Origin of the sequence: Microcoleus sp. B7-D4 (assembly GCF_036705125.1) — a bacterium.
Lineage (GTDB): Bacteria > Cyanobacteriota > Cyanobacteriia > Cyanobacteriales > Microcoleaceae > Microcoleus.
In genome coordinates this window covers 31883-57122 of sequence record NZ_JAUBTT010000057.1, presented here as the reverse complement: position 1 = coordinate 57122, position 25240 = coordinate 31883, and the positions used below count along the sequence as shown (strand labels likewise).

Here is a 25240-nt window from a genome sequence, read left to right as displayed (position 1 = left end):
GCCGTCAATATCGACAAAGGTGGGGGAGGCGTTTAACCCCACATTGGTGAGGTTGAAGGGGTTTGTTTGGGGGGCGGTAAAAGTTTTGGGTATGTTATCGGCGATTTGCAGTACGGCAGTTTTAGTCTTCGTTACGTTGTATCCTGTGCCAGCAGTGAGGGTGATTTGTACGGTTTCGCTGGGATCGCTGACGTTATCTAAGACGGGAATGACGTTAATATTGGCTGTGGTTTGCCCTGTGAGGATGGTGACGCTACCCGATAAGGCGGTGTAGTCGCTGCCCGGTGTGGCTTTACCGCTGACGGTGTAGTTGATGGTGGTGTTGGCGGTGGCGGCGGCTGAGAGGGTGACGACGAAGTTGCCGTTGACGGGGGCAATGGGTTCGGCTTCGCTGGGTCTGGTGCCGGGGGCAATGCTGACACCGGGAAGCAAATCTTGGTAGTAGCGCGTGTTGCCGTCCCGTGCCCCAACAAAGGCATCTAAATCGCCGTCGCCGTCAATATCGACAAAGGTGGGGGAGGCGTAACTCCCCACATCGGTGAGGTTGAAGGGGTTATTTTGGGGGGCGGCAAAGGCTGGGGTGCTAGCGTTGCCGGTATTCCGGTAGTAGAAAGTGTTGCCGTCACTTCTCCCAACAAAGGCATCTAAATCGCCGTCGCCGTCAATATCGACAAAGGTGGGGGAGGCGTTATTCCCCACATCGGTGAGGTTGAAGGGGCTTGTTTGGGGGGCGGCAAAGACTGGGGCGCTAGCGGTGCCGGTATTCCGGTAGTAGTAAGTGTTGCCGTCATTACTCCCAACGAAGGCATCTAAATCGCCGTCGCCGTCAATATCGACTAAGGTGGGAGAGGTGTAAGTCCCCACAGCGTTGAGGTTGAAGGGGTTTGTTTGGGGGGGGGCAAAGGCGGGCATAGTTTTTTAAGGGGTAGGGGGTCAGGGGGATTTGGGCTATTACCCTGAGTTTTGGATACTTTCAGAGCGGCTTGATTTTAGGTTGTTTGAATTTTTGGTGCGGCTATTCCCGCAGGGGGATGACATTTTTTTTATATTGTTCTATAATAGAGGGTTAAGTTTAAATGTGTCAACCCCTAGCTCGGTTTGGTTTTGAAAACCGAGCTAGGGGTAAGGGTTAAGGAGAGGCATCGCGCCCAAGTGAAGTAATACTTTAGCTGTTTGAAGCTTTAGTAAAACCGAGAGACTTCTGTAACAGTTTAACGGCGATGCGCGAAGAGCCTATTCCGGTTAAATAGGGGCGCAGATGCCGATTAAGGAAGGAGAGCATTGGCTCGTTGTCTGCCGCCACTGAAAAAGTGCAATTCTCTATCTCACTGTCGATTTGCAGTTTAATTGATGCGGCTAACAGGGATATTCCTCGACCTAATTTTTGATACTTTTTTCGCACCAATAAGCTGGAGTAGCGAATAGTATTTGGGGCGACGCGGTGGGTGATCATCCAGCCGATGACTTCTCCATTATGGCACAATCCTAAACTATTGAGCGGTTCGATTCTGGATTCGTCGCTAAAGGGATTCAATGGGTTTGGATATTCCCCTTGTTGGAGAATGGCTTGGCGCTCCTGGGCGGTTAATTCGCTCCAGGGAAAAACGGTAAATGAATCGGGTAAGGGGTATTTGTGCAGCCAAGGGGCTTCGGCAATTTTTTTGGTTGTGGTTTGGGCTAATAAAAAGGTGGTTTGAGGGGGGAGCCAGCCTTTGTTTTTTAATAGGGGTTCGAGGGCTAGTGCTGTTAATTCACTGCTTTTGTAGGAGATTTCGACTCGCTGACAACCGACTTTTTTCAGTTCTTTTTCCAAATTCCCGATCAGGGTTGTGCCGATGCTTTGATGGCGATGGTTGGGAACGACGTAGCAGGAGATGATGCTGGCAGATAAGGATGGCTGGTTCTGGGATTCGGGAAGGATTTCTGCGATCGCCATTCCTACCATTTGATGGGAAATGGTGGCAGAAATTCCTACAATTTCGCCCCGTTTAGTTTGGGTTTGCCAGCGTTTTTGCAGGCTGGGGAAGGTGAAGGCATCGTAGGCGGAAATATTGTCGGCTGTGAGGTTGTAAACAGCTTGGTATTTGACGGGATAGCGCGTTTCTTCTGGTTGACGCGGTGGGTTTAGCAAGGTTGGTTTTCCAGAAGTCAGGCTTTCAAGAACTGTTCTCACTTCGGTATTGTCGGGTTTGAGGCGCAGCACTTTTCTCAAATAACCTTCAGCTATGGCAGTTTCTCCGTGGGAGGCGTGCAACTTTCCGAGGTTAAGATAGGCGAGATAGAAATTCGGATCGAGGCGTAGTGTTTCTTCATATCCAGCTTTTGCTGCTGCGATATTCCCTTGCAATAGGTAAGCGCTGGCGAGATTGCAGCGGGTGGCTGCTTGATTGGGATTAATCTCGATGGCGCGTTGGAGTAGGGCGATCGCTTCTGGGATTTTTCCCTGTAATTGCAGGAGATTTCCTAAGTTATTGTAGGCAGGGATATAGTTGCGATCGAGGGAAATGGCTTCTCGAAAATAAGCGGCTGCTTCTTCTAATTTTAGTTGTTTTTGTAACTCTCTGCCGCGATCGAAAGCTGCGGCTGCGGTTTCTAATTTTTCTGTGCCAATCACGGCAGGCACGAGGGATTCGCTGACTTTGACAGATGTTTCAGGGGGTTGATGAATGCCGGGTCTGATTGATATAATGCTAGAACCTGGGAAAGTAACTAATCGTTCGATTTCGTCGGTTTGAAATCCTAATGCCATTGGCTGCCGCACTCCGGGCAATACAGCAATGTCAAATAATTCTTTGACGACTTCTTCAAATATCAGCGAGTGGACGATATTGCCTGTGTTTAAATCGACTACCATCAATCCGCATTGAGGTTGTTGCTGTTGGGCGGATAAGCGATCGCTTAATGTCAATCCTTGAAAATTTTCATGTCTGGGTTTGGAGAGTCCGACGATCGCATAGTTGTTATGAAATGCCAACCCTCTGACGAAACCGGGGCAGAAGGCGATCGCCTGAAATTGTCCATTGTCTACATAGCCTAATTCGCCAGTACCGGAGTTGAGTACCCACAGTTTATTCTGGTAAAATCGGGGCGAGTGGGGCATGGTTAAGCCGCTACAAATGATTTCGTTAGAACGGATATCGATAATGCAGCCGCCGCCGCCTCGATGCGATCGCCAACCTGCGGGAATATCGGTTTGGGAACAAGCAGTGACGTAAGCGGGTTCGCCATCTACCATTGCTAAACCGTTGAGGTGACAGCGATCTTCGGCGGCGAGGGAGGAGATAAACGGCGGTTGCCAGATGGGGCGAAAACTGTAGTCGCGATCGCGTGTTGCCAGACAACTAAATTGGGTGTTGACAAATACCCAGTTTTGCGATTTATCTACGATTAGGTCGTGAGTATTTATGTCACCAGTGGTGTAGCCGATGCGGGGAACGTAGAGTTTGTCGTACCCTAAATAATCGCCCACTTCCTCACGGCAAAGATTGTCAAATTGCCAGATTTGATAACAGGTACTCATCACGAGGCTTTCAGGGGTGGCAAATAGTCCCATCGGGCGATCGAATTCGCGATCGAACACTGACAACCTGCCATCGGGTTTCAATCCAATCAAGAATAACCGATTGGTTTGATAGGTGGTGAAGGCGAGGCTGATTTTCTGTGCAGCCAGCCATTGATTGAAGTGTGTTAAGGGGGTAATCTGAATCATAGAACTCATAAATTGACTTTATAGTTAAAGATTTTTGGCGTTGCTTAATCAGGGTATGAAAAAGAACCAGGCAAAAATCCAGAAGCTTTGTGGACAATGGTTTTTATGATTTGCATATTTAGCCGTTCATACCGTAAATCAGCAACGCTGATATAATTATCCCATTGCCTAGTTAGTATCCAGCTTTTATTTGACGAATTTGGCTATGACAGAAACACCAAAATTTTATATTATCAAACGTCCTGCCGGTAATTGCGAAATTTTGCCGTTGGCGCAGCCCTCGCAGAGGATCGCGCAACTCGAAGAACAAAACCCGAATATTATTGAAAAGTGGGGCCCTTACGATTCGGCAGAAGATGCCATCGCCCGTCGCGTCGGATTAATTCGTGCAGGCAAATGTCAACCAACCAAATTTTAGATTTTAGATTTTAGATTTTAGATTGAAGATAAGAAGGACTAAAATTCTGACTACAAACCAGGTTCGTAGTGAGGACTTTAGTCCTTCTTTACTGAAGTTTTTGTGACTAAAAACTACTTGGATTTAGCCGGTGCCACACTCGGTTTGGCCTGCGCCGCCGTCGGCTTAGCTGGCGCTGCATTCGGTTTCGACTCCGCCTTATTGTTCCCTGTTTTACCAGTAACTTGCTTTGTCAAAACTTCCATAGCTTTCGCGTACTGCGGATCTGCCGTCGTAGCAATTTTATCGCGATCGCGCCTCAATTCCTGTTTTTGAGCCTCGGTGAGTTCTACCTTAAAATCCGGTTCAATCCCGGCCTTGTTGATATCAGTGCCGTTGGGAGTAAAATACTTGGCAATTGTCACCGCCAAACCGGCACCATTTCCCACGCCGCGTACTGACTGAACTAAACCTTTACCAAAGGTCTTTGTTCCCACCAAAACCGCGCGTTTGTTGTCTTGCAAAGCACCGGATAGAATCTCGCTAGCACTTGCTGAACCGCCGTCTACCAGTATAACTAACGGTTTGTCTGTGATCGCTCCCTTATTTGCCGTTTGTTTATCAGCCTCACCGACTCGATCGACCGTCGAGACGATCGTACCTTCTTTGAGCCACATTCGAGCAATTTCAATACTTCCGTACAGCAACCCGCCGGGATTGGAACGCAAGTCTAAAATATAGCCCGTCACCTTTTTCTGTTCCAAATCCTTAATTGCCGATCGCATTTCCGATGCAGCATTGGCACTGAACTGATTTAAGCGAATATAGCCGACTTCTCCGATGGGAGTTTTCTGCACCGACTTCCGCACTGGATGAATTTCAATTTTAGCGCGTTTCAGTTTAAAGTCTAATTCCTTGTTTCCCCGCAAAATAGTCAGCGTCACCTCAGTATTCACCTGACCGCGAATCAAACTTACTGCTTGATTCGTATCCATGCCTTCTGTGCTCTTGCCGTCAATCTTAGTAATGATATCTTTTGCCAGAATACCAGCACTAAAAGCAGGGGTATCTTCGATCGGCGAAATCACCACCAACTTCTTAGTTTCCTCATCTTGAGTCAACTGAATCCCAACTCCTGTCAGTTCCCCAGAAGTTTCAACCTGCATATTTCTGAACTCTTGAGGGTCCATAAACCGCGTATAAGGATCATCCAGCTTCTTCAACATTTCCCGAATTGCTTTGTAAGCTTCGTCGTCGCTGGTATAAGTCCGGTTCAAATAATCATTTCGCACCGCTTTCCAGTCAACCTGGTTAAAAGTGCCATCAACATAACTTTTGTCAATAATCTGCCAAACTTCATCAACCAACTCTTTAGGGCTTCCCCGAAAAGAAGCCAGAGATTTAGAACTGCAACCAGTGTTCGCAAGAGTTACAGCAGTGAGTACCACCGCTGCTGCACTTAGAACAAGCCCTCGTTTTGTTATAACCATTTGTCTGACGCGCGGGACGAAAAGAGTTCAGAATAATTACGCTCAATCTAACACAGGCAAGGCCCGGTCGTAGTTGGCGTACATATATTATTCAACTTTGCCGAGTTCTGCGGTGTCAACTTAAGACTGAAACCCTCTATCTCCATGTTTGTATCAAAGTCTCGATCCCCCTAAATCCCCCTTAAGAAGCAGGGCTGTTTCATTCTCGGTAGGGGCAAACCCCCCGTGGTTGCCCCCATGTCCCAAACGCCTGTGAAATCGTCTGTGGGGGGGCGGGCACGGGGGCACCGCCCCTACAAAACCCTGGTTTTTCTGAGAATGAAACAGCCCTGCCTTAAAAAGGGGAGTAGGGGTTTACTTCGATCCCTCTTGTCCCCCCCTTAACAAGGACTTTGAGCGCTCTTGTCCCCCCCTTACTAAGGGGGGTTAGGGGGGATCTCCGGGTTTAAAAACACGCATTAGGGGCGATCGAGAGCAATTAAGGATCGACCCAGCGATCGTCCGATTTAATCAAGTCAATCAATTCTGCCACGCCTCGGTCTTCCGGCACCTTCTTAATTTCTTCCCGGCCCCGGTACAGCGAAATATAACCCGGTTGCTTCCCGACGTAGCCGTAATCAGCATCAGCCATTTCTCCGGGCCCATTGACAATACAGCCCATTACTGCTATGTCCAAACCGGTGAGATGCTTCGTAGCCTCTCTCACTTGGTGTAACACTTCCTCTAAATTAAACAAAGTGCGACCGCAGGAAGGACAAGCGACATACTCAACCATCGTTTTCCGCAGTCCCAAGGCTTGCAGAATGCTGTAGCAGACGGGAATCTCCTTTTCTGGGGCCTCTGTCAGCGAGACGCGGATAGTGTCGCCAATGCCGTCAGCTAACAAAGGTGCGAGGCCTGCGGTGGATTTGATGCGGCCGTATTCGCCGTCTCCTGCTTCCGTGACGCCCAAATGCAGCGGGTAATCCATGCCGAGTTCGTCCATCCGGTGCACCATCAAGCGGTAAGCAGCCACCATCACGGGCGCGCGGGAGGCTTTCAGGGAAATTACAATATTTCGGAAGTCGAGGGATTCACAAATTTTGATGAATTCCAGGGCCGATTCCACCATGCCTTCGGGCGTGTCGCCGTAGGTAAAAAGCATCCGTTCGGCGAGGGAACCGTGATTAACGCCGATTCGCAAAGCTTTGCCTTGGTCGCGCAGGGAAATTACCAGAGGTTCCAGGGTTTCGCGGATTTTTGCGCCAATTTCCGCGAATTCGCTTTCGGTGTATTCGCTTCTGTCGGCTTTCGGCTTCTCGAACACGTACAGTCCGGGATTGATTCTCACTTTGTCTACGTGTTTGGCGACTTCCAGGGCAATTTTCATGCCGTTGTGGTGGACATCGGCGACGAGGGGCACGGGTTGGTAGGTGGCGTGCAGTTTTTGCTTGATTTCGGCTAAAGCTTTGGCGTGGGCCATGCTGGGCACGGTGACGCGGACGATTTCGCAGCCAATCTCGTGCAAGCGCCGAATTCCGGCCACTGAACCGTCGATGTCGAGGGTGTCTTCGTTAATCATCGACTGAACTACGACGGGGTAGCCACCGCCGATGGTGACGCTACCGACTTTGACGGGCCGGGTTTTGCGGCGTTTGATGGTGGTGTCGAAGGTTGGTTGGGTGGTGGGGGTTTTAGTGGGGTTCGGCAGAGTTTGCATAACTGGTTGCTAGAGTTTTGTTACTAAGGTCTATAAAATTCTGTTTCCTATTTTTCAGGTTGCCATAGAAAGGGTCTGTTTGGACAAAGAGGTTTTGGGATTTAGGATTTGGGATAAAAATGCTCGCCTACCTCCCACTCACATGATGTAGGTTGGGTTCGTCGTGTTACGCAGGCATCACCGGGAACGCGAAGATAGGTTAATGAAGATTTTGGCTGCAATTTCTCGTTAGAATATAAGTTAGAATATGACAAAATTATATAAATACTTTGGAGTTTTCAGCAGTTATGCCAGATGAAACGATTAGGATTGTGACCAGCGATATTCCGGGCGAGTCGCCTCAAGTCGTTACTGCTGATGGTGGCAAAAGTCTGGGAATGGGGGGAGCACCTTTCTTGGATATGGAATCACCGTCAAAGTCTTCTAAAACGCCAAAAGTTCCCGATGCCACGGGTGAATTTAGAATTCATAATGTCAGTGTAGAGACATTAGAGCAAGAAATGGCTCATTTGCTGGCAGTTGTCGATCGACTCCTAATCCGCAGTGAAGAGAAGCGCGAGCGCAAGTCTAAGATGGAGTTAGATGAAATTGAGTTATCGGTGGAAATTAACGGTCAGGGGCAAATTAGCATCATCGGTAACGGGGCCGCAGCGGGAGGAAAAGGAGCGATAAAGCTCAAGTTTAAACGGGAACAATCAAAGTGAAATGGCGAAAAATTGGGCTGTTGTCATAGGTATTAATGAATACGAACACCTGCAACGTCCGCTGAAATATGCTAAGCGCGATGCAGAATTAATGCGGGATTTTCTCTGCAATGAGGCGGGATTTGAGAAAGTTTACCATTTCTCGGAAGACTCATCGGAAAAACAGTTGCTGCCTACTAGATCGAACGTGATGCGGTTGTTACACGTTATGTTTGAACAGCCTTTTATGAGTGCGGGAGATAACTTTTGGTTTTTCTTCAGCGGTCACGGGGTTCGTCAAAATGGGTGCGATTATTTGATGCCGACTGACGGTTTTCCCGAAGATATTGCAAATAGTAATATTTCAGTTAATTACATTATCCAACGCTTGCGACGCTGCGGTGCTGATAATATTGTTCTGATTCTGGATGCTTGCCGTGATGAGGGAAAGTCTGTTGAGGGGATTGGCCGTCAAACCGCTGAACAAGCGCGGCAAATGGGAGTCATCAGCATTGCTTCCTGTAGTCCGAATCAGATATCTTATGAAATTGAAGATTTACAACAAGGTGCTTTTACTTCTGCGTTACTAGAAGGATTGGGAACTCAAGGTCAATGTGCGACTGTTGAACGATTGAATCAATATTTAATCCATCGAGTACCCGAACTCAATCGCCAATGTGGGAAACCCAAGCAAACACCTCTCACTATTGCTGAACCTATTGAAAAATCTCACCTAATTCTTTTGCCAAAATACGCTACTTTAGCTGATGTGCTGACGCTAAAGTATGATGCTTCCCAAGCTGAAATCAACAAGAATCTAGATTTAGCAGAACAGTTGTGGATTCGGGTATTAGTTGCATCTCCTGGTGATACGGATGCGATTAAAGCAGTAAAAAGAATTGCTATTTCACAGACACAGCCAACAGCTATACCAGATCAACCGAGTTCGGAAAATCGTGCTAAAACCCAAAAATCCCCTCAACCTGCACCTCCTAATTCTACTCCTATTGAGTCGGATGTTCCCCTCAAGTCAGAACGCGGAGTAGACTACACTAAGTTGCGCGATTTACTGGCAACTCAAGAATGGCAAAAGGCCGATAAGGAAACGGTTAAAAAAATGCTGGAAGCAGCGGGGAAAACAGAGGAGACCTGCCTCAGAATGGAAGATATTGATCGATTTCCCTGTGAAGATTTACGCACCATTGACCGACTTTGGGTAAAATACAGTAATGGACGTTTCGGCTTTTCGGTGCAGAAGCGCATTTATCAAAGTCTGGGGGGAACCAGGGAATTTGATAGTAAAATATGGGAAGCTTTTGGCGATCGGGTGGGATGGCGTGTGAAAGGAGAATGGGGAAAAGATCTAAAATTCAACACAATAGCACCTGAAGCACACCTCCCGTTGTTGGGGGGTTGGGTTTGGTTGTGGGTGGGGGAGGTGTGGGGGCGGAGATGGTTAGGGTTGTTGGGGGGTGTGGTAAATGGTGGGGGAAGTGGTAAGGCAAGGGGGGGGTGGTGGGCATCTCTTCTCTCGCGTCGAGACTTGTAAAGTGTAACATCTAAGCGTTTCAGGATTTCGTGAAGATTTATAACAAAGGCTTGAAGCACGAAACCGCGCCACTTCTACGTTTCCGATACCTGGCACATTCGATTTACCAAATTACTAAAGAGTAGAAACTAGCTATTTTTTGATCGGCTGTAATAATAGCAGCTTGACTTCTTTTGGCAACTGCTACAACCACTCTATCTGCTGGATCTCGGTGTTCCCATTCTAATTTGACACTTTCTAGCCAAATGTCCTCATCAATTGGAACGATCCGAATAACATTAGACTTTTTTAAAGTAGCAATATAGTCATCAATACTTACTCCTAAATCTAACTTATGATTTTTGATCTTGATAGCTATTTCCCAGATGGCCGTTGATGGAACTAAACCATTTTTTTCTTGTTCCATCTGCTGACAAGCATCTTTTGCCGATTGAGAAAGTTTCTCTGGATCTAAACTCCACCAGATGAGAGCGCAGGTATCCAGGACAACTGTCATACTTCCTGCCATTCTTCAGTTGTTGGCGTAGTTAAATCTTCAAAATATTTTACTTTACCCCGCATATCCTTAAATAATTCTTCAGTTGAAAGAGACTTTTCATACTGAGAAATTATCACAAGTGGTTTAGTCCCATCCATCACTAAAATTTCTTCGCCTTCAAGCTCGACAAGTCGCAAAAATTCTAGTAATTGAGCTGTTAATTGACTTTTGTCTATGGTTTTCATAGGACAAGGATTGGTGTTGTGTTCAAACTACATTATATCTCAATACGGTTCACTGAGCAAAGGATGTCATTGCACTACGGGAAAGTAATCGCAGGGACTATGAGGCTTTTGAGTTAAAGGAGGTGCGGGGCGAGCAATGCTTTTTTTCCTGATTAACTTTTACCCAATCGTACCTCATCTTTATGAGAAAAGCTATACTTAATCTATGGTGAAAGCTTTAGAGGCGATTTATCTGCCAGATGCGAATCGATGGATTAATTGGATACAAAGGAGAAATTAACAATGCTATCTGTAGAAAAATGCCCAATTTGCGGCGGTGAAATAGTTGTCAAAGAAGTCGATAAACTTTTACGGGGCGGCAAGCATACTGCTATATTAAAAGTATCCGCTGAAGTTTGCCTAAGCTGTGGAGAACGGTTGTACTCTGTGGAAACAGTTAGGAAATTTGCCAAAATTAGACAGCAATTGCAGCGAGAAGAGACTCAAGAATTTCAAGCGATGGGGCAATCTTTTCGCGTTGGATAAGTTATACAATAAAAAAAATGAAAAACTTAACTCAATTAACCCAGCTTGAATTAGTGATGCTGGAATTAGTAGCTAAAGGTCAAGGAAAGTGGAGTTGGTACGAACTCGCGAATGCACTTTCCCGTCGAGATGTACCGCGAGAACCTGACATGATGGTTGTCTTAAAAAAACTGGCTGCTGATGGCTTGGTTCAGCGATATATAGAAACAGGTTCGCCTCGCGATAGATGGGAATTGACAACTGAGGGGACGATTTTGTTGACAGAGTTAACTGCTTCTGAACTGACTACTTTATGCAAATATGTTGAAGTTTAACTTAGAAACACAATTTGTAGTTTGCATTAACAATCAAGACTATCAAGCATCCTTGGAAGTGCGAAAAATCTACCAAATAATACCGGATAATCGCGCTGCGGAACATCAATTTATCCGAGTTATTGACGAATCCGGCGAAGATTATTTGTATCCAGTCGCATATTTCGTACCCATCGCATTGCCGAAAGCCGTAGAAGCAGTATTTGCATAGACAAAGGTTGTGTAGGGGCGGGTTCACCAACATCTATGTTTATAAACAGCAATCTCAATAAACCCGCCCCGCCCAATATTGTGTTACAATAAATAAACCTGAGTGTTAACATCGCAAATGTATGACAGCTAAAATACACATCAGCAAATTAGGTAATTCCTTGGCTTTGCCAATACCAGACTACATAGTAAAGTTTCTCAACCTTAAAGCCGAAGATTCAGTAATTTGCAGCATAGAAAATGGGAAACTGGTCATAGAGCCTGTAAATAATAAAATATCAAAGTATACCCTAGATGAATTATTGGCAGGCGAAATAGAATCTAGCGAAGAAGTCTCTTGGGGAAAACCAGAAGGAGAGGAAGTTTGGTAAACTATATCCCCGAACGAGGTCATTTTATTCGCCTCAATTTTGATCCTCAATCAGGACACGAACAAATGGGGACTAGGCCTGCACTGGTGGTGAGTCAAACTAAATTTAACCGAAAAATTGGGTTTGTGTTCGTCTGTCCCATTAGCAACACACAACGCAAAAATCCGTTTTATGTTCCCATTCCAGAAGGTGAAGCGATAACAGGTGTAATTATGACGGATCAACTCCGTTATGCAAGATTATCGCGCAAGGCAGGCAAGTTTTCTTAGTGAATGTCGATCGGATATAATTGAGGAAGTTTTGAGGCTAATTCAACCTATTTTGTTTGAGAATATGACGGTTGATGAATAGTTAATCAAATTATAAACTAGATTTGTAGTTGGCATTAAGCATCAAGAGTATCCAGAAATCTCTCTCGCGGATGATGCGATCGCCCCTCCTCCCCAGCAAAACTAAAAAATGTACTGGCAAATCCCTTCACAGACCCAGGCTCAGCAGTTAAATAATCTGAGGTTTTCCATTGGACGATCGCACAAACTCACCCGCCACCGCTGTTAACAACCGCCGACCTCTAATTATCGCAGGAATTCTCCTCGGTATCGGTCAAGCAGGCTTTTTTGACGGCATTGTGCTGCACCAACTCCTCCAGTGGCACCATATGTTTAGCAGCGTTAAAACCGATGCTACCGTTGCCGGTCTAGAATTAAATACCCTCGGAGATGGATTGTTTCACGCTGCGGATTGGTTGGTAACACTAGCGGGAATCTTCTGTTTGTGGAGTGCTGTGAAGCGCAAAGATGTTCCTTTGTCAACTCAAACTTTTTTCGGTTCAATATTAATTGGTGCTGGATTGTTTGACTTTGTTGAAGGCATTGTTGACCATCAAATTTTGGGAATCCACCACGTCAAACCCGGTATCAACGAGTTAGCTTGGGATTTAGGATTTCTCATTCTCGGTCTTATTTTAGCGCTGTTAGGTTGGATGCTGGTACAGAGGGAAGTTCCCGCAGATACTAAAGTTTAAATGAATGGAAGATTGGGAATTATACCAAATCCGGGTTTAAAATCCCCGATGAGACTCGACCGTTTCAACCGTTGAGTCTCTTTTTAACTCATCAGTTCATCCCGCCGACTCCAACCACGCAATCAAATCCTCTTGACTCCTAAAATCCAACAAAGCTTCTCCCAAATCATCTAACTGTTCCCCAGATAATCCCTGGATGCGAGTTTGAACTTCCAGTGTCACCTCACCCACCCGCCGCACTATCTGACGCATAATTAATCCTATTTCCCCTTCAATTTTACCCCTTTCGATTCCTTGTTCGATTCCCTGTTCGATTCCTTGTTGTATTCCCTGTTCAATTCCTTGTTGTATACCAATTTCTATCCCTTTCATCACAGACCCGATTTGGTCTTGGATAAACATTTCTCGTTTGTCTACATCATTCAATTCGTCTAGTGTCAAATTTGCTCGGTTGGCAATTCCCAGCGCGGTATTAATCTCTTCAATAGACCCCAATGTATCTGGTACTGCTTCCAAAGAGGGCGCGTTTTTCATAAAGTAGAGCCATTTTTCCGGCAGAGTTTCGAGTTGGTTCAATTCTTTTTTGAATTTCGGTAACTCGACAAACACTAACTTTAACTCGCAGTTGGGATAGACGAATTTTTCTTCGGTTTCTGTGAATTCAAAGTTAGAGATTAGTTTTTCGGTGTTTTCAAATAAGATAAAGTCGGTAATGGTTAAAGCAATGACCGGATTTAATTTTAAATAACCTTCTCCAGCTTTTAGTTGAGTAGAATAGGTTTTGGCTGCATTGTAGACTACCCGTTTTTCAAAGGCGGCGACGTTGAGTACCTGCATTTCCACAATCACGGTTTTGTTGCCGGTAATCTTGGCTTTGACATCCAGGTAAGTGTCTTTCAATCCTGTAACGCTGCCGGCTGAATAAGGGTCAATGATTTCTATTTCTTGGATTGTTGGTTCTCCGTTATACAGCATTGCATTTAGGAAGCTGATTAAAATTTCTGGATGTTCGGAAGAAGCGAATATTTTTTTGAATGCAAAGTCTGTTTTGGGGCTGATGAAACGCATATATTTTAGAGGATTTTTTTTACCGCAGAGGGCGCAGAGGACGCAGAGGAAGAGAAAAGAGAGGAAGATGGATATTGGCCAATATTGGAAGGGTTGGGTTTTGTTGTCTCAACCCAACCTGTTATCTGAATGCTTTTATCAGCCTGTGGCTTCAGTAGTAGTTGCAGGTGACATAACTAGCTTTCCAGTTATATCCATCGTCGCAAGCTTCAGCACTTCATTAAAAGCTAAACCCCGAATTTTGAGTTCCCACCGAATGCCTTTTGCTTTCATTCGCTTGGCTTTCCGCATATCGACATCAGCAGCTTTTTGATGCAATAGCAAATACTTCATTGCTGCTGTAGCTTCTACTTTTGTGGGAAATGCAATATAGGTGATAAATCCGCCGTCCCAGTGATTGGCGTTGCGGACGCTGCTGATAGTCGCAACTCTCGGACTAAAGCGGTTCCAGTAAAAGTCGCTGTAGCCGATCGACTGTGTATTGACTTGGAGTTTGTTTGCCATTTGACTTAACTCCTATAACCTTGTGCGCGGGGTTAACAGCAGGGCTTTGATTCTGCTATTTATATTATAGCATTGGGAAGTGGGAATTGGGAGCGAATGCTGGCTCTTGTTTTACTTCTCTGACTGCTTCTGTGAAGTCGGGAAAGTAAAATCTCCCCAATATCTTTAGTTCTTTTTTGTCTCGAATACAACGGCCTCAAAAAGCTCTACAAGCTTTAAGTCTGAATAAACCGATAAATACAAATACTTTTCCAGTTTCGACCGATTTCTAGGTAAAAATAAACCTAAGCCTGATAAGTTTTTATACTTAGACCTAATTCTTGAGTCCAGTAATTCCCCATGCTGTTGCACTCTCTGAAGGAGAAAATCATTTAAAAATAACAATAAATCCTTACAAGCTGACGGACTTGCGCCTGATAATTGGGTAAGTTTTTGTAAAAAAATTGCGAAATCAACAAAGGTTTCTCCAGAGCTATGATAAACTACTACAGTATTGTTATTGGAAAAATTGACTTCAGGCCCTAAAATTGAGGAGATAAAAAGTTTTACAGGCACAATATCTGCTTGCAAAATAGAATCAATCACAACATTAACTTTTTCAGGCAAGTAGCGGAAATAATGATTGTTAGTTAATGTCAAACTATGGTACATATTAGGCGGTTCATAATCCATAATCTTTTTAGCTAGCTGGGAACCATCAATGTCTGGATAATCGCTCAAATAACTTAACGATTGCTCATAATAGTAATTGGGCGCTCCCAGTTGGAGTTGAGATGAAAGCGTATACTTAGCAGTATTTTGGAAGGTATGGTGTACTTCAATATTTCCTTTGTTACAATTTTGAAAAAATAATAATTCTAGATTTCCCTTTACAGATTGGTTAAAATTAAATATAACTTGATTGATTTTTTGAAGATTCATCCATCTAATTTCTGAAATATAAGGGGAGGTAGGATGTTCGTCGGGGCTGATTTCCATAAGCGTTCCACTATGACCTAAAAACACAATAGCCCAGCGTTTGGCTTGAAATTGAGATTGTGCCCAAGTCAGATACTCACTCAAGACTTCTGGGCTACTACTATCTGCTGTTTCTAAGTATTGCGTATCAACTTTACCTGGGCTAATGATGCTTCTAGAAACTTGTGCTGCTCCACTAAAGTCTGATTGTACTACGACCAAAACCTTGTCATTTTTTACACCTTTACTTAGCATTTGAATAATTGGTTGTCCGAATATTGAGAGATTATTGTCATAGGGCATCCAGTATAGTAATATCCAGTCATAATGATTTTTGACCGTACTTCCAAGCATATATTGGTCTCCCGAGTAATATATTGTCTCTATTAAAGAACTAATACTTACTGTTATCAATTTGATGGCTTTTCTTCTTTTCACGTTCTCTGCTCGTGGTTGAGGATCGTCAGCTTTTTGGAGACTGTATTTTTGGCTAACTAAAACCTCAATTCATATTCAGCAGTGACGCGATTGTCTCCTTGAAAATTACTGGAACTTCTGAGTAAGAGTTTATCGCTCAATCGATAGCGCACAGTAAATTCTGTCGGTTGATTTGCTGACAAAACTCGAATGATTGAGGCTGAAATATTGCGCGTGATGTCAAACCCAACTTCTAAACCTAAACCGAGAGAACCCGCACCAGAACTGGAACTAGCAGTTTGTGCTTCGTTACCTCTAATCCGAGTGGGAAATAAGCGAAATTCGCTCAATCCTGTGGCGTTGGTAATAGCAGATTGAAGGTTGTTCAATAAACCCGCACCGGCTAAATTTGCGATCGCCAGTGTACTATCTCCCTGTCCCAAAGTCTGCACGAAACTGCCGCCCAATAGGGCTACAATCTCTGTTTCCGATCGACTCGGAGAACTCCTTAACTCCAGACTTTCCGCCAACTGAGAAGCCCTTCCCTGCACTAACGCTTGAACTCGGACACTCCGCACATTGCCGAAACTTGTCGGTTCGTCTGCTATTTCAGAGGCTACAGATGCGCCGGGAGTGCGGAACCGCGTTACCTCCTGCACCGAAGTTGCTAATCTCACATCCAGCGTCGGATCGAGTCCTTGTGTTGGTATAAAGGTAGCAGTCTGCGCGTATCCTCGATCGAGTCTAAACTGCGTTGTAAACAAATTCACCGACCCGGAAGTCAACCGAATCGTACCCTCCGGGCGAAGGTCATCTAAAGTTCCATTCACCGTCAAGCCCCCAGTCGCCTGAAAACTCAATATCGGCGCACTCGTTACCCGAATTCCCCGGCCCAAATTCAGCCGCAAATCGTTCAATCCAACTTCAAAGGAAGGGGAAGGGGAAGGGGAAGGGGAAGTCGCAGCAGAAGGGGAATCAGAAACCTCAGTCGCAGGGGAAGCAGAAGATGTGGAATCAGAATCAGAAGCAGAAGAGGAAGAAGCTAACTCAGTTCTGCCGCCGCCGGGACTTCGGAGAAATACTTCACCGTTGTACAGTTCAATATTACCGCTCAACTGCGGACGCCTAGCCGTGCCCCTTGCCTGCACTTGACCGACTACGCCGCCACTGTACAATCCTCTGAGGTTCACTGCCAACTTGTCTAAATTTACAGCCAAAGGATTATCCGCATCGACATCGCCCTCCGCAAACGGCACAGACAACGGAATCACGCCCTGGGCGACAACTTCTCCCTGACTCAACTGTCCCCGAATTCCTTCTACCCGAATACGATCGCCCTCAAAGCGCACCGTCCCAGTTAGCCCTGTCAGCGGTTCTGGGAAGGCTTGCGCGCGGACGGTTGCATTTTCAAAATTCGCAATTCCTTGCGCTACAGGATCTTGCAGCGTCCCTCCCACGCGAATTTGCACCTGTCCCTGGCCGCTGACCCACGCAACTTGCGGAGTCAATACATTAATAATTGCCAAACCTTCATTTTGCAAATTCGCCCTCAAATCGATTTGATCGCTGTCAGGTTTCACGGCTGCAAACGGCAACTCAAAAGGCAAACTTCCTTGCACCTCAATCGGTTCGGTTTGAGTTACCAAAGCGCTGCCGCCAAAATTCAGGCGGGCATTGCTATAACTGAAACTGCCGTCGGCTTGTTTAATCGGTTCTCCGTTTAGCGTGCCCTCAAGCAAACTCAATTCTCCGGTGGCTTGCGGGTTTTCCAAACTGCCGGCTAAATTCGCCCGCAAATTCAAATTTCCTGTGACATCCACAAAAGGCAATTCCACCAGTTTGGCTAACTCTTCCACCGGCACATTTTCTACCCGCAACTGCCCGGATTGAGCTTTTTGGCCGAGTTGTCCAGAAAAGCCGATCGCACTTTTTCCCGATCGAATTTCCAAAGGCAAAACAGTTAAGATTCCGTCCTGAAAACTGCCTTCAAGGCTGAACGTTTCAGCAACATATTCTCCCCACTGCCAGTTATCACCTTTCACGTTAAATTGAGCTTGCACACCCGTTTGCAAAGAACCGGCGACAGCAATTTCCGCCCCAAAAGTGCCCTGCAATTGGGATAAAGGAGGCAATTTTTCTGATGCTTCCACTGCTTGCTGCTGCTGCAAAAGTATTTCAATTTCTGCCAAACGGCGCAACTGTTCGATTAGCGGCGCTTCGGGTTCTCCCACTGCTACAGTTTGCACGTCGCCACTGTCACCGTAAACGGGAGGTTTTATACCTCTAGCCAAGTCCCCTAAATTGAAATATTGCAAAGCGGTTAAAACCTGCTGCAAATTGCCTTGCTGGACGTTAACTTTTCCGGCAAATTGCGGATTTGCGCCTGTTTGAACATTGCCGGAAATTAAGTATTGACCGCTGCCTTGGCGGAATATGCCATTTGTGAGAGTGGCGCTGCCGTTAGCGTAACTGAATTCGGCTTGGAAACTGTCACCTTTAATGTAGCCGATCGCCGGTTGGGCGATCGCAATTTGTCCGCTTGCTTGCAAAGTCGCCGGATTTAACGGCATCTTCCAACCGGGCACATTTACTTGTCCCGAAACCGTACCAGTTATCGGCCCCAAACCGGCCTCTTTACCGGGTGATAGATTCAAAGCAGCGAGGGGAAAATCGCTTAAATTAACTCGCAAAGTTTCTCCCTCGGTTTGGCCGCTAGCCACAGATTCCCCGCGTTGAAGTAAGAAAGATGTCGGCAGAAAAGATTGATTTAAAGCTACTTGAATTTTGTCGCTGGCGCCGGCCAAACGCAAATCTACACTTTTCCCAGCATCCGCATTCACACTCCCCGCCAGTACCGGATCAAAAGCGATTTGATTTACTGCTAAATCCCGCACTTCCACGTCGCCAACTAAGCTGAGGGCGCTGAGGGTTCCGGTGAGGCTGCCGGTAAAATCTACATTGCCGCGCAGGGGAAGATTATTCTCTGAAGGATTTTTGAGACCAATTGGTCTCAAAAATGCTAGTTGTTCTGCTGGTAAAGCTTCCAGATTAAAGTTGGCAAGTTTGACATCCAAATCTAAGTTGGAAATTGAGGGCACTCGTTTACCTTCGAGTTCGACGTTAACAAAGCCGTTTGCTGTCAAACCGGGAGTTGTGGCGTTCTCAATTTCCACCCGTTTGCCGTCCCAATTAAATACTGCCTCAAAAGGTTGTTTCAAAAACGGCAATTCCGAGATGCGGAAACTGCCACCGGCGCGAACATTTTGTAGGGGCGGTGCCCCCGTGCCCGCCGCAATCGGGCCGGATAAATTGATATTGCCGTTAAACAGTCCTGCAAGCTGGGGGAGATTTTGGGCACCAGATACTACATCTCCGGTTTGCAAGCTTTGTCGCTGCGACTCAAAGGCTTGCTGGAAGCGACTTAGAGCAATTTGCTCGCCCTGTATTGACGCGCGCCAATTCCCCGATGCGGCGCGGCCTTTAGCATTGACAATTCCTCCGCCGTTGGCGAGTCGAATTTGTCCGTCGCCGTTGGCGGTGATGCCCTTGGCGGTTAGATTATCTACTGTTCCCAAAATGCGGACTTGGCCGTCGAGGGTTCCGTTAATTTCTGGCGGTAAATCCGCTGTCAGCAAACCTGTTTGTTTGAGGGTTTGTTCTAAATTACTGACGGCAATTCCGTTGGTTTCCAGCAATGCTTGCAAGTTGCCGTTTTCCAATTTTGCCGTAGTATCGATCGCCCCGAGTCGATCGACCAAAATCACTCCTTCTCCGCTAGCACTAATTCCCTTAGCTGTCAAGTTATCCAAACTACCCGCTGCTTGGAATTCGCCATTAACTCGGCCGTCAATCGATTTTAGATTTTGGATTTTGGATTTTAGATTGTTGATGTTGGCAGTTTGCTGACTTCCGGGATTAAATGCTGAAGCTACATCTAAAATAGGTATTCCCAAATCTAGTGCTAAGCGGCTGAGAATAACTCGATCGGCATCGGCGAAAGCTTGCCAGCGTCTGTCTTCTAATTTACCTCTAAAAGCAACAGCACCGTCGGCAATATTGAGTTGGCCGCTGCTGTTGACAGAAATATCGGCGGCGGTTGAATTATCAAGATTGCCGCTGGCTTGAATTTGATTGGATATTTGTCCGTCAATCGATTTTAGATTTTGGATTTTGGATTTTAGATTGTTGATATTGGCGACTGTTTGGGGATTGTCAGCAGTGAAAGCTAAGCCAACATCTAAAATCGGCAATCCTAAATCTACCAAGCGGCTGATGGAAGTGCGATCGGTTTCTGCTGTTCCCTGCCAGTTTCCGGCTACCAATTCTCCTTTAAAAATAACATCACTGCCGGCAAGATTGAGTCTGCCGCTGCCGATGGCATTGATGCTGCTAGCCGTCAAATTGTCAAGACTTCCCGATGCTGTAATTTGACTCGATAGCAGTCCGTCAATCGATTTTAGATTTTGGATTTTGGATTTGAGATTGTTGAGATTGGCTGATTGCTGATTTTCGGGATTGAATGCTGAAGCCACATCTAAAATCGGCAGTGTCAAATCTACCAAGCGACTGATGGAAGTGCGATCGGTTTCTGCTGTTGCTTGCCAGTTTCCCGCTACCAATTCTCCGTTTAAATTCACATTGCTGTCGGCAAAATTGAGCCTACCGTTGCCAGTAACATTGATTCCGCCCGCAGTCAAATCGTCAACCTTTCCCGCAACTTGAAATTCACCTGCTAGCTGTCCGCCTAACGATTTTATATTTTCGATTTTGGATTTTAGATTGTCTAGATTTGCGGTCGTTTCCCGTGTTAAAAACGGCAAGCCAATATCAATCAATTGATTGACAGCTACTTTTTCTGTGTTGCCAAAAACTTGCCAACGACCAGATTCTAGTTCGCCATTAACATCAACAATACTGTCAGCAATATTCAGCGTTCCTTTGCCCGTCGCAGCGATCGCATTTAAACTCAAATCGTCCAGAGTTCCTGCTGCTTCGACGGTTCCGCTGAACAAACCCGCTAGTTCAGGAGGCAAATTAAGGTCTGGCAGGGCTTGCTGCAAAATGTTGAGATCCACGCGATCGCCCTCGATCATAGCTTGCCATTGACGGTCTTTTAGCGCAGCATCCACGTTAACAGAAGCGTCGCCAATTTTCACAACCGTATTTTGCAAATCCGCCGAATTTCCTCCGGCTCGAATTTCGCCCGCAGCGGGGAAAGTCCCTTGCGGTGCTTGCCATTGAACTCTAGCTTGAATGTTGTCTAACGGGCCGAAAATTTGAGCTTTTGCGGACACACTGCCAATTGTAACAGTACCAGGAATCGGGAGAGCGTAAACTTGGGCGAGATTATCTGCGGGCAAGTTTTCAGCTTGCAAGTCAAACACCAAACCAGATGGAGAATTCTTACTTTTTAAAGCAATATCAACTTGACCTTTGCCGCCAAGTTTACCCCCCGCCGCCGGCACTACCAAAATATCGCTCAAAGTCAAAGCTAAAGAGGAAAAAGGGCGAATAGAAGATTTAGGATTGGGATTTGGGGTTTGAGCCATTCTCCCGCGTTCCAATTTGAAATTAGTGCTAATATTGTTTAATTGCAGTCGATCGACCGTAGCAGGTTTTGTCGAGGCGATCGTACCTGTGAGCACCGGCAGATCAACGGTTCCAGTTAGCTTGGCATCCGCCTTCACCTCCCCGGCAAAAGCAACGGGCAATACTACTTTCTTTCCTAACTCTGTCTCCACCGCACTGACAACACTTGCAAAAGCGACTGGTTGCACGCTAGTTGTCAGATTGAAGCTAGCGTTCTCCAAATTAAAATTAGTTCCAGTTGCAACTGTTCCTGCTATTCTCAGCGGAATTAGACCGTAATTAGCCGCCAGACTATCGACAATAAAATTAGTTCCCTGAAACCGCAACTGACCGCTGCTATTTTGTATGATTTGTTTCAGTGGAGCAATACTCGCTTGCACTCCTCCAAAACTAGCCGTTCCGGTAATTCCCGATACTTTATTCTCTCGCACTTGCACGGTCAAATTGCCATTAGCAAGACCTCTTTGTAAAGAAATGCTGGAAAGTCTTAGCAAGCGAGCGAGGTCGGGCAAAGGCAAATTTTGACCTTGTAACTGCAGGTTAGTTAGAGCTGCAGGTAACATAGAATCAGCTTTAAGTATAAAATTATCGCTGTTAGTAAACTGACCGTTTACTTCGTATAGAACGCGCTGATTTTGGTCGCGAAATAGAGCACTGCCATTTTTCAGATTTACAGAAATAGGAGCCGAAGTTGTCTGTCCGAGTGCGGGACGCGGCACCAAAACTGCGGCGGCATTTTCAGCTCTAATTGCTTCAACTTCAGTTTTAAATAAACCCGGAGATTTCCGCTCTGCTGTGGGAAGATTAACCCAGCGGCCTTTAGCATCCTGTTCGATATAAGCGTTGGGTTTAACTAAGGTAATATCTAATTTGAGAGTGCGGGTGAACAGCAGTTGCAAAACCGAAAACTGCACTTTAACTGCTTCTGTAGAAACGTTATCGGGATCGGTAGGAGTTGCAGGTAAAGTCGATCGGCCAAACCGCAAACTTGTCAGAGAAAATCCCTCCAAACGTCCGAGTTGCACGGGCCGCTTCAGCAACTGACTGACTTCAGTTTCCACCAAAGGAGCTAACTTTTCCCGCACCCACTGGTATCCTACCGCCGCGCCAACCAAGGCGAGAATGCCCAATCCCGTACCGCTAAGCAGCAGCAGACGCCACCAGCGGCGGTGGGGACGGGGTGCGAGTTGATTTTTGTTATCGTCCGAGTTAGTCATGGGTGTTTCTCAGAAATCAGAGAATTCAGGAATTAAGGGAATCAGCCGATTTTAGACAGGTATAATTTCTGCGATCCGCCAGCGTGGCTTCTGCCTTTGGTAGACTCACAAGTGAGATCGGAAGTGCCGATCGGGCGTAAGCGTTGCCCGCCCCTACGGGGGCTACGCCAACGCAGAGGATCGAATTTCAAGATTCACGTCCCACTCCGGGGCAGAGTCCAATAACCTTTACTAAACTTAATCAAAACACGCAACACCACCTAATACCAAGTCCTCCAACTCCCCTAAATCCTCTCGATCCCGCTAGTGCAGGCTCGGTGGTCAATCTAAAATCTAAAATCTAAAATCTAAAATCTAAACACGTCCCCCTCCAGGGTAGACTCCAGAAACCTTTACCGAACTTAATCAAAACACGCAACACCACCTAAAACCGACAGTCAATCTAAAATCTAAAATCTAAAATCTAAAATCGCACGATCGCTCCTAAGATAAAAAAACGGTGGTTAAGAAGGTCTTTAAAACTTATGCGAGTGTTCGTCTTACTCTTCAATGCCCGCACCGAGAATGAGGGAATTCATACCATTCAACTCGGCGATCGCAACAAAGTTCTGATGTTTGAGTCAGAAGACGACGCCACCCGCTTTGGCGTGATGTTGGAAGCTCAGGATTTCCCAGAGCCCACTGTCGAGGCGATCGACGATGAGGAAATTAAGGAGTTCTGCGATAGTGTTGATTATGATTGGGAACTGGTGCCGGCGGGCGCGCTGGCGATCCCGCCAGAAGACAATGTAACACAGACTCAGTGGCAGCCGGAGCAGGAGCCGGAGTCGGAGCCGGATTCTGACGTTTCCCAAAACGAACTGGATTCTATTCGCCGCCGACTCGAAGGACTTTTGTAATAAGAAGGAAGTTCGGCAACGGATTCGCTTTCTTCGGATGTAACGGATGGATGTTGAGGTTCGAGGGAAAAAGGAAGAAAGAAGAGGGAAGAAGGATAAATTTGATATCTTCCAGCGCGATCAATCAAGGGCTCCATTTGTAGATACAGGGTTCCAGGCTGAACCTGTGACTCTGTATGTCTCCGGACTTCGCTTGAATGCCGACAACTGACAATTAACAACTGAGAAAAAATGAAGAATTTGGAAGAACGGGGGCATCTGCTGACGGAACAGGTGAATGCCAACAGCGAGAATTTAGACCAACTCAGTTCGATCGAATTAGTGGACTTGTTCAACCGGGAAGACGCCCAAACCTTAAGCGCGATCGCCCGCGCCCGCGAACAGTTAGCCCATGCGATCGACATTGCAGCCGAGTCTCTACGTCAAGGAGGCCGCCTGTTTTACGTCGGTGCGGGTACTTCCGGGCGTTTGGGGGTGCTGGATGCGGCCGAGTGTCCCCCCACCTTCTGCACGCCGCCAGAACTCGTACAGGGCATAATTGCCGGGGGTGCGGGGGCTTTGGTGCGGAGTTCGGAGGATTTGGAGGATCGGGCTGAGGATGGGGCTGAGGCGATCGCCCACCGTCACATTACCAACTTAGATGTAGTTGTCGGGATTACGGCTGGGGGTACGACGCCGTTTGTCGCGGGCGCTTTGCAGGCGGCACGCCAGCGGGGGGCGAAAACTGTGTTTATGGCCTGCGTACCCGTCGAACAAGTGAATTTTGAGGCTGATGTTGATATTCGGTTGTTGGTTGGCCCGGAGGTAGTGGCGGGATCGACGCGCTTGAAAGCCGGTACAGTCACAAAAATGGCTTTAAATATCATTTCGACTGGGGTAATGGTGAAGCTGGGGAAGGTTTACGGCAATCGGATGGTTGATGTGGCGGTTACTAATAAGAAATTGCGCGATCGGGCTGTGCGGATGTTGCAAGATTTGACTGATTTGAACCGGGATGAGGCGGGTTTTCTGCTCGAAAAAAGTGGCAAGTCTGTAAAATTAGCTTTGATGATGCACTGGACTAATTTGGAGAAGGAAGAGTGCGATCGCATTTTGGGGGAGTTTCAAGGGAATTTGCGATCGGCAGTAGCATCAATTAGTCAGTAGTCAGCAGTCAGCAGTCAACAGTCATTAGTCATTAACAACTGCCAACTGCCAACTGTCAACTTTCAACTGTCATTTGCGATATCGATGCAAAAAATTGTGAAATCTCTTCAGTGGATCTGATGTGATAAACACTTTTGGTATTTTGGGCGCGATCGACATACTCGCGATATCTGGGAGTCAAATACTTGTGACACAACCAAAGAACGCGGTAACTATTAATTGAACTCTTCAAGATCGGACTCTTGTCAGGCCAGCCTTCTGGTAGCCTAAAGCTACCTGTAATCAGCCGTTTAGTCACCCACCAGAAATGCACGTATAGGGGCAGATCGACAAAAACCAGACTATCCGCCTCGTTGAGTCGAAGCCAGACGGTTTCCATACAACCAAAACCGTCTATAATCCATCGGTCAGTAGCCAAAATTTTCTCATGGATACGCTTATATTCTTCGTTTGGAACCTCAGCGCCCCCAGATTTATATTGAATCTTATCCAAGGGGTAAAGTGGCAAACCAGTGATTTCTGATAATCTCTTGCTGAGAGTTGATTTACCGCCTCCAGCGTTGCCAAACACCGCTACTTTTTTCATAGTTATCCCTCTTATGAATGATGCAGTTTGTAGCAATACTTGATATTATTACTATAATAATCAATCTATCAAAATAGCCCCCTTGATTATCCTCTCCAAATTCAACGTAAAGCGCTCTTGTTTTTAGATTCCCGACTTCTTGGAGGAGTCGGGAATCTGGATA

At 46.2% G+C, this 25240-nt stretch carries 23 protein-coding genes; 12 read left to right on the top strand and 11 right to left on the bottom strand.

Annotated elements, in window-relative coordinates:
• Together QUB12_RS22570 and QUB12_RS22565 are read right to left on the bottom strand one after the other, a co-directional pair.
• Positions 1 to 912, bottom strand: a 912-nt coding sequence (locus QUB12_RS22570) for an FG-GAP-like repeat-containing protein (protein ID WP_333308454.1), incomplete at its 3' end; no start/stop codon positions are given.
• Positions 913 to 1165: 253 nt separating this feature from the next.
• Positions 1166 to 3718, bottom strand: coding sequence for a TIGR03032 family protein (locus QUB12_RS22565; protein ID WP_333143618.1), 2553 nt, complete (start codon positions 3716 to 3718; stop codon positions 1166 to 1168).
• 196 nt (positions 3719 to 3914) lie between these two features.
• Here QUB12_RS22565 and QUB12_RS22560 point away from each other — a divergent pair, with 196 nt between their 5' ends.
• Positions 3915 to 4127 (top strand): DDE transposase family protein, encoded by a 213-nt coding sequence (locus tag QUB12_RS22560; RefSeq protein ID WP_333143617.1) that lies wholly within the window; start codon positions 3915 to 3917, stop codon positions 4125 to 4127.
• A 113-nt stretch (positions 4128 to 4240) separates the two neighbouring features.
• Here the strand turns inward: QUB12_RS22560 and ctpC are convergent, their stop codons facing one another.
• Both ctpC and ispG read right to left on the bottom strand, forming a co-directional pair.
• On the bottom strand, positions 4241 to 5596 hold the full coding sequence (gene ctpC, locus QUB12_RS22555) for a carboxyl-terminal processing protease CtpC (RefSeq protein ID WP_333143616.1): 1356 nt from the start codon (positions 5594 to 5596) through the stop codon (positions 4241 to 4243).
• A 478-nt stretch (positions 5597 to 6074) separates the two neighbouring features.
• The gene (gene ispG / locus QUB12_RS22550) at positions 6075 to 7295 is read right to left on the bottom strand and encodes a (E)-4-hydroxy-3-methylbut-2-enyl-diphosphate synthase (protein WP_333143615.1); all 1221 of its coding nucleotides are present in this window, start codon (positions 7293 to 7295) and stop codon (positions 6075 to 6077) included.
• A gap of 287 nt (positions 7296 to 7582) precedes the next feature.
• On the opposite strand from ispG, the gene QUB12_RS22545 reads away from it, so the two are divergent.
• Both QUB12_RS22545 and QUB12_RS22540 read left to right on the top strand, forming a co-directional pair.
• Positions 7583 to 7999, top strand: a complete 417-nt coding sequence (locus tag QUB12_RS22545; RefSeq protein WP_333143614.1) for a Pepco domain-containing protein — start codon at positions 7583 to 7585, stop codon at positions 7997 to 7999.
• A gap of 1 nt (position 8000) precedes the next feature.
• Entirely contained in the window at positions 8001 to 9527 is a 1527-nt protein-coding gene (locus tag QUB12_RS22540; RefSeq protein WP_333143613.1) for a GUN4 domain-containing protein, read from the top strand.
• Positions 9528 to 9630: 103 nt separating this feature from the next.
• Here QUB12_RS22540 and QUB12_RS22535 read toward each other — a convergent pair whose 3' ends face one another.
• On the bottom strand, positions 9631 to 10023 hold the full coding sequence (locus QUB12_RS22535; protein WP_333143612.1) for a type II toxin-antitoxin system VapC family toxin: 393 nt from the start codon (positions 10021 to 10023) through the stop codon (positions 9631 to 9633).
• A complete protein-coding gene (locus tag QUB12_RS22530; RefSeq protein ID WP_333143611.1) occupies positions 10020 to 10250 on the bottom strand; it encodes a prevent-host-death protein in 231 nt (76 codons plus the stop codon). The genes QUB12_RS22535 and QUB12_RS22530 overlap by 4 nt, the downstream gene beginning before the upstream one ends.
• 282 nt (positions 10251 to 10532) lie before the next feature.
• On the opposite strand from QUB12_RS22530, the gene QUB12_RS22525 reads away from it, so the two are divergent.
• The 6 genes from QUB12_RS22525 to QUB12_RS22505 all read left to right on the top strand — a co-directional run bounded on the left by QUB12_RS22525 (position 10533) and on the right by QUB12_RS22505 (position 12694).
• A complete protein-coding gene (locus tag QUB12_RS22525; protein WP_333143610.1) occupies positions 10533 to 10775 on the top strand; it encodes a YgiT-type zinc finger protein in 243 nt (80 codons plus the stop codon).
• 17 nt (positions 10776 to 10792) lie between these two features.
• A complete protein-coding gene (locus tag QUB12_RS22520) occupies positions 10793 to 11089 on the top strand; it encodes a hypothetical protein (protein WP_333143609.1) in 297 nt (98 codons plus the stop codon).
• A complete protein-coding gene (locus tag QUB12_RS22515; RefSeq protein WP_333143608.1) occupies positions 11076 to 11300 on the top strand; it encodes a hypothetical protein in 225 nt (74 codons plus the stop codon). Before QUB12_RS22520 ends, QUB12_RS22515 begins: the two co-directional genes overlap by 14 nt.
• Positions 11301 to 11421: 121 nt before the next feature.
• Entirely contained in the window at positions 11422 to 11670 is a 249-nt protein-coding gene (locus tag QUB12_RS22510; RefSeq protein ID WP_015174616.1) for an AbrB/MazE/SpoVT family DNA-binding domain-containing protein, read from the top strand.
• 65 nt (positions 11671 to 11735) lie between these two features.
• Positions 11736 to 11939 carry a type II toxin-antitoxin system PemK/MazF family toxin gene (locus QUB12_RS37615; RefSeq protein WP_445252057.1) on the top strand — a complete coding sequence of 68 codons (204 nt, stop codon included), beginning with the start codon at positions 11736 to 11738 and terminating at the stop codon, positions 11937 to 11939.
• Between the two features lie 251 nt (positions 11940 to 12190).
• Entirely contained in the window at positions 12191 to 12694 is a 504-nt protein-coding gene (locus QUB12_RS22505; protein ID WP_333143606.1) for a DUF2243 domain-containing protein, read from the top strand.
• A gap of 96 nt (positions 12695 to 12790) precedes the next feature.
• Here the strand turns inward: QUB12_RS22505 and QUB12_RS22500 are convergent, their stop codons facing one another.
• The 4 genes from QUB12_RS22500 to QUB12_RS22485 form a co-directional block, all read right to left on the bottom strand.
• Entirely contained in the window at positions 12791 to 13762 is a 972-nt protein-coding gene (locus QUB12_RS22500) for an Rpn family recombination-promoting nuclease/putative transposase (RefSeq protein WP_333143605.1), read from the bottom strand.
• Between the two features lie 138 nt (positions 13763 to 13900).
• Entirely contained in the window at positions 13901 to 14266 is a 366-nt protein-coding gene (locus QUB12_RS22495) for a hypothetical protein (RefSeq protein ID WP_172192314.1), read from the bottom strand.
• A 165-nt stretch (positions 14267 to 14431) separates the two neighbouring features.
• Positions 14432 to 15577 carry a clostripain-related cysteine peptidase gene (locus tag QUB12_RS22490; protein WP_333143604.1) on the bottom strand — a complete coding sequence of 382 codons (1146 nt, stop codon included), beginning with the start codon at positions 15575 to 15577 and terminating at the stop codon, positions 14432 to 14434.
• Between the two features lie 140 nt (positions 15578 to 15717).
• On the bottom strand, positions 15718 to 22446 hold the full coding sequence (locus QUB12_RS22485; protein WP_333308452.1) for a translocation/assembly module TamB domain-containing protein: 6729 nt from the start codon (positions 22444 to 22446) through the stop codon (positions 15718 to 15720).
• 524 nt (positions 22447 to 22970) lie between these two features.
• On the opposite strand from QUB12_RS22485, the gene QUB12_RS22480 reads away from it, so the two are divergent.
• From QUB12_RS22480 to murQ, 3 genes are read left to right on the top strand one after another with little or no spacing between them, the layout of a single operon-like run.
• Positions 22971 to 23345, top strand: a complete 375-nt coding sequence (locus tag QUB12_RS22480) for a DUF3110 domain-containing protein (protein ID WP_333108882.1) — start codon at positions 22971 to 22973, stop codon at positions 23343 to 23345.
• 46 nt (positions 23346 to 23391) lie between these two features.
• Positions 23392 to 23556, top strand: a complete 165-nt coding sequence (locus QUB12_RS22475) for a hypothetical protein (RefSeq protein ID WP_333143601.1) — start codon at positions 23392 to 23394, stop codon at positions 23554 to 23556.
• A gap of 20 nt (positions 23557 to 23576) precedes the next feature.
• Positions 23577 to 24491, top strand: coding sequence for an N-acetylmuramic acid 6-phosphate etherase (murQ, locus tag QUB12_RS22470; RefSeq protein ID WP_333143600.1), 915 nt, complete (start codon positions 23577 to 23579; stop codon positions 24489 to 24491).
• A gap of 55 nt (positions 24492 to 24546) precedes the next feature.
• Here murQ and QUB12_RS22465 read toward each other — a convergent pair whose 3' ends face one another.
• Positions 24547 to 25077: an adenylate kinase gene (locus tag QUB12_RS22465; protein ID WP_333143599.1), complete on the bottom strand. Its 531-nt coding sequence runs from the start codon at positions 25075 to 25077 to the stop codon at positions 24547 to 24549.
• Between the last annotated feature and the right edge of the window lie 163 nt (positions 25078 to 25240).

Coding starts and splice junctions, on each gene's coding strand:
- QUB12_RS22520 (WP_333143609.1), top strand. CDS start 10,793: ATGAAAAACTTAACTCAATTAACCCAGCTTGAATTAGTGATGCTGGAA.
- murQ (WP_333143600.1), top strand. CDS start 23,577: ATGAAGAATTTGGAAGAACGGGGGCATCTGCTGACGGAACAGGTGAAT.
- QUB12_RS22540 (WP_333143613.1), top strand. CDS start 8,001: ATGGCGAAAAATTGGGCTGTTGTCATAGGTATTAATGAATACGAACAC.
- QUB12_RS37615 (WP_445252057.1), top strand. CDS start 11,736: ATGGGGACTAGGCCTGCACTGGTGGTGAGTCAAACTAAATTTAACCGA.
- QUB12_RS22515 (WP_333143608.1), top strand. CDS start 11,076: ATGTTGAAGTTTAACTTAGAAACACAATTTGTAGTTTGCATTAACAAT.
- QUB12_RS22535 (WP_333143612.1), bottom strand. CDS start 10,023: ATGACAGTTGTCCTGGATACCTGCGCTCTCATCTGGTGGAGTTTAGAT.
- QUB12_RS22500 (WP_333143605.1), bottom strand. CDS start 13,762: ATGCGTTTCATCAGCCCCAAAACAGACTTTGCATTCAAAAAAATATTC.
- QUB12_RS22525 (WP_333143610.1), top strand. CDS start 10,533: ATGCTATCTGTAGAAAAATGCCCAATTTGCGGCGGTGAAATAGTTGTC.
- ispG (WP_333143615.1), bottom strand. CDS start 7,295: ATGCAAACTCTGCCGAACCCCACTAAAACCCCCACCACCCAACCAACC.
- QUB12_RS22475 (WP_333143601.1), top strand. CDS start 23,392: ATGGATGTTGAGGTTCGAGGGAAAAAGGAAGAAAGAAGAGGGAAGAAG.
- QUB12_RS22490 (WP_333143604.1), bottom strand. CDS start 15,577: ATGCTTGGAAGTACGGTCAAAAATCATTATGACTGGATATTACTATAC.
- QUB12_RS22480 (WP_333108882.1), top strand. CDS start 22,971: ATGCGAGTGTTCGTCTTACTCTTCAATGCCCGCACCGAGAATGAGGGA.
- QUB12_RS22495 (WP_172192314.1), bottom strand. CDS start 14,266: ATGGCAAACAAACTCCAAGTCAATACACAGTCGATCGGCTACAGCGAC.
- QUB12_RS22510 (WP_015174616.1), top strand. CDS start 11,422: ATGACAGCTAAAATACACATCAGCAAATTAGGTAATTCCTTGGCTTTG.
- QUB12_RS22545 (WP_333143614.1), top strand. CDS start 7,583: ATGCCAGATGAAACGATTAGGATTGTGACCAGCGATATTCCGGGCGAG.
- QUB12_RS22530 (WP_333143611.1), bottom strand. CDS start 10,250: ATGAAAACCATAGACAAAAGTCAATTAACAGCTCAATTACTAGAATTT.
- QUB12_RS22485 (WP_333308452.1), bottom strand. CDS start 22,446: ATGACTAACTCGGACGATAACAAAAATCAACTCGCACCCCGTCCCCAC.
- ctpC (WP_333143616.1), bottom strand. CDS start 5,596: ATGGTTATAACAAAACGAGGGCTTGTTCTAAGTGCAGCAGCGGTGGTA.
- QUB12_RS22560 (WP_333143617.1), top strand. CDS start 3,915: ATGACAGAAACACCAAAATTTTATATTATCAAACGTCCTGCCGGTAAT.
- QUB12_RS22465 (WP_333143599.1), bottom strand. CDS start 25,077: ATGAAAAAAGTAGCGGTGTTTGGCAACGCTGGAGGCGGTAAATCAACT.
- QUB12_RS22565 (WP_333143618.1), bottom strand. CDS start 3,718: ATGAGTTCTATGATTCAGATTACCCCCTTAACACACTTCAATCAATGG.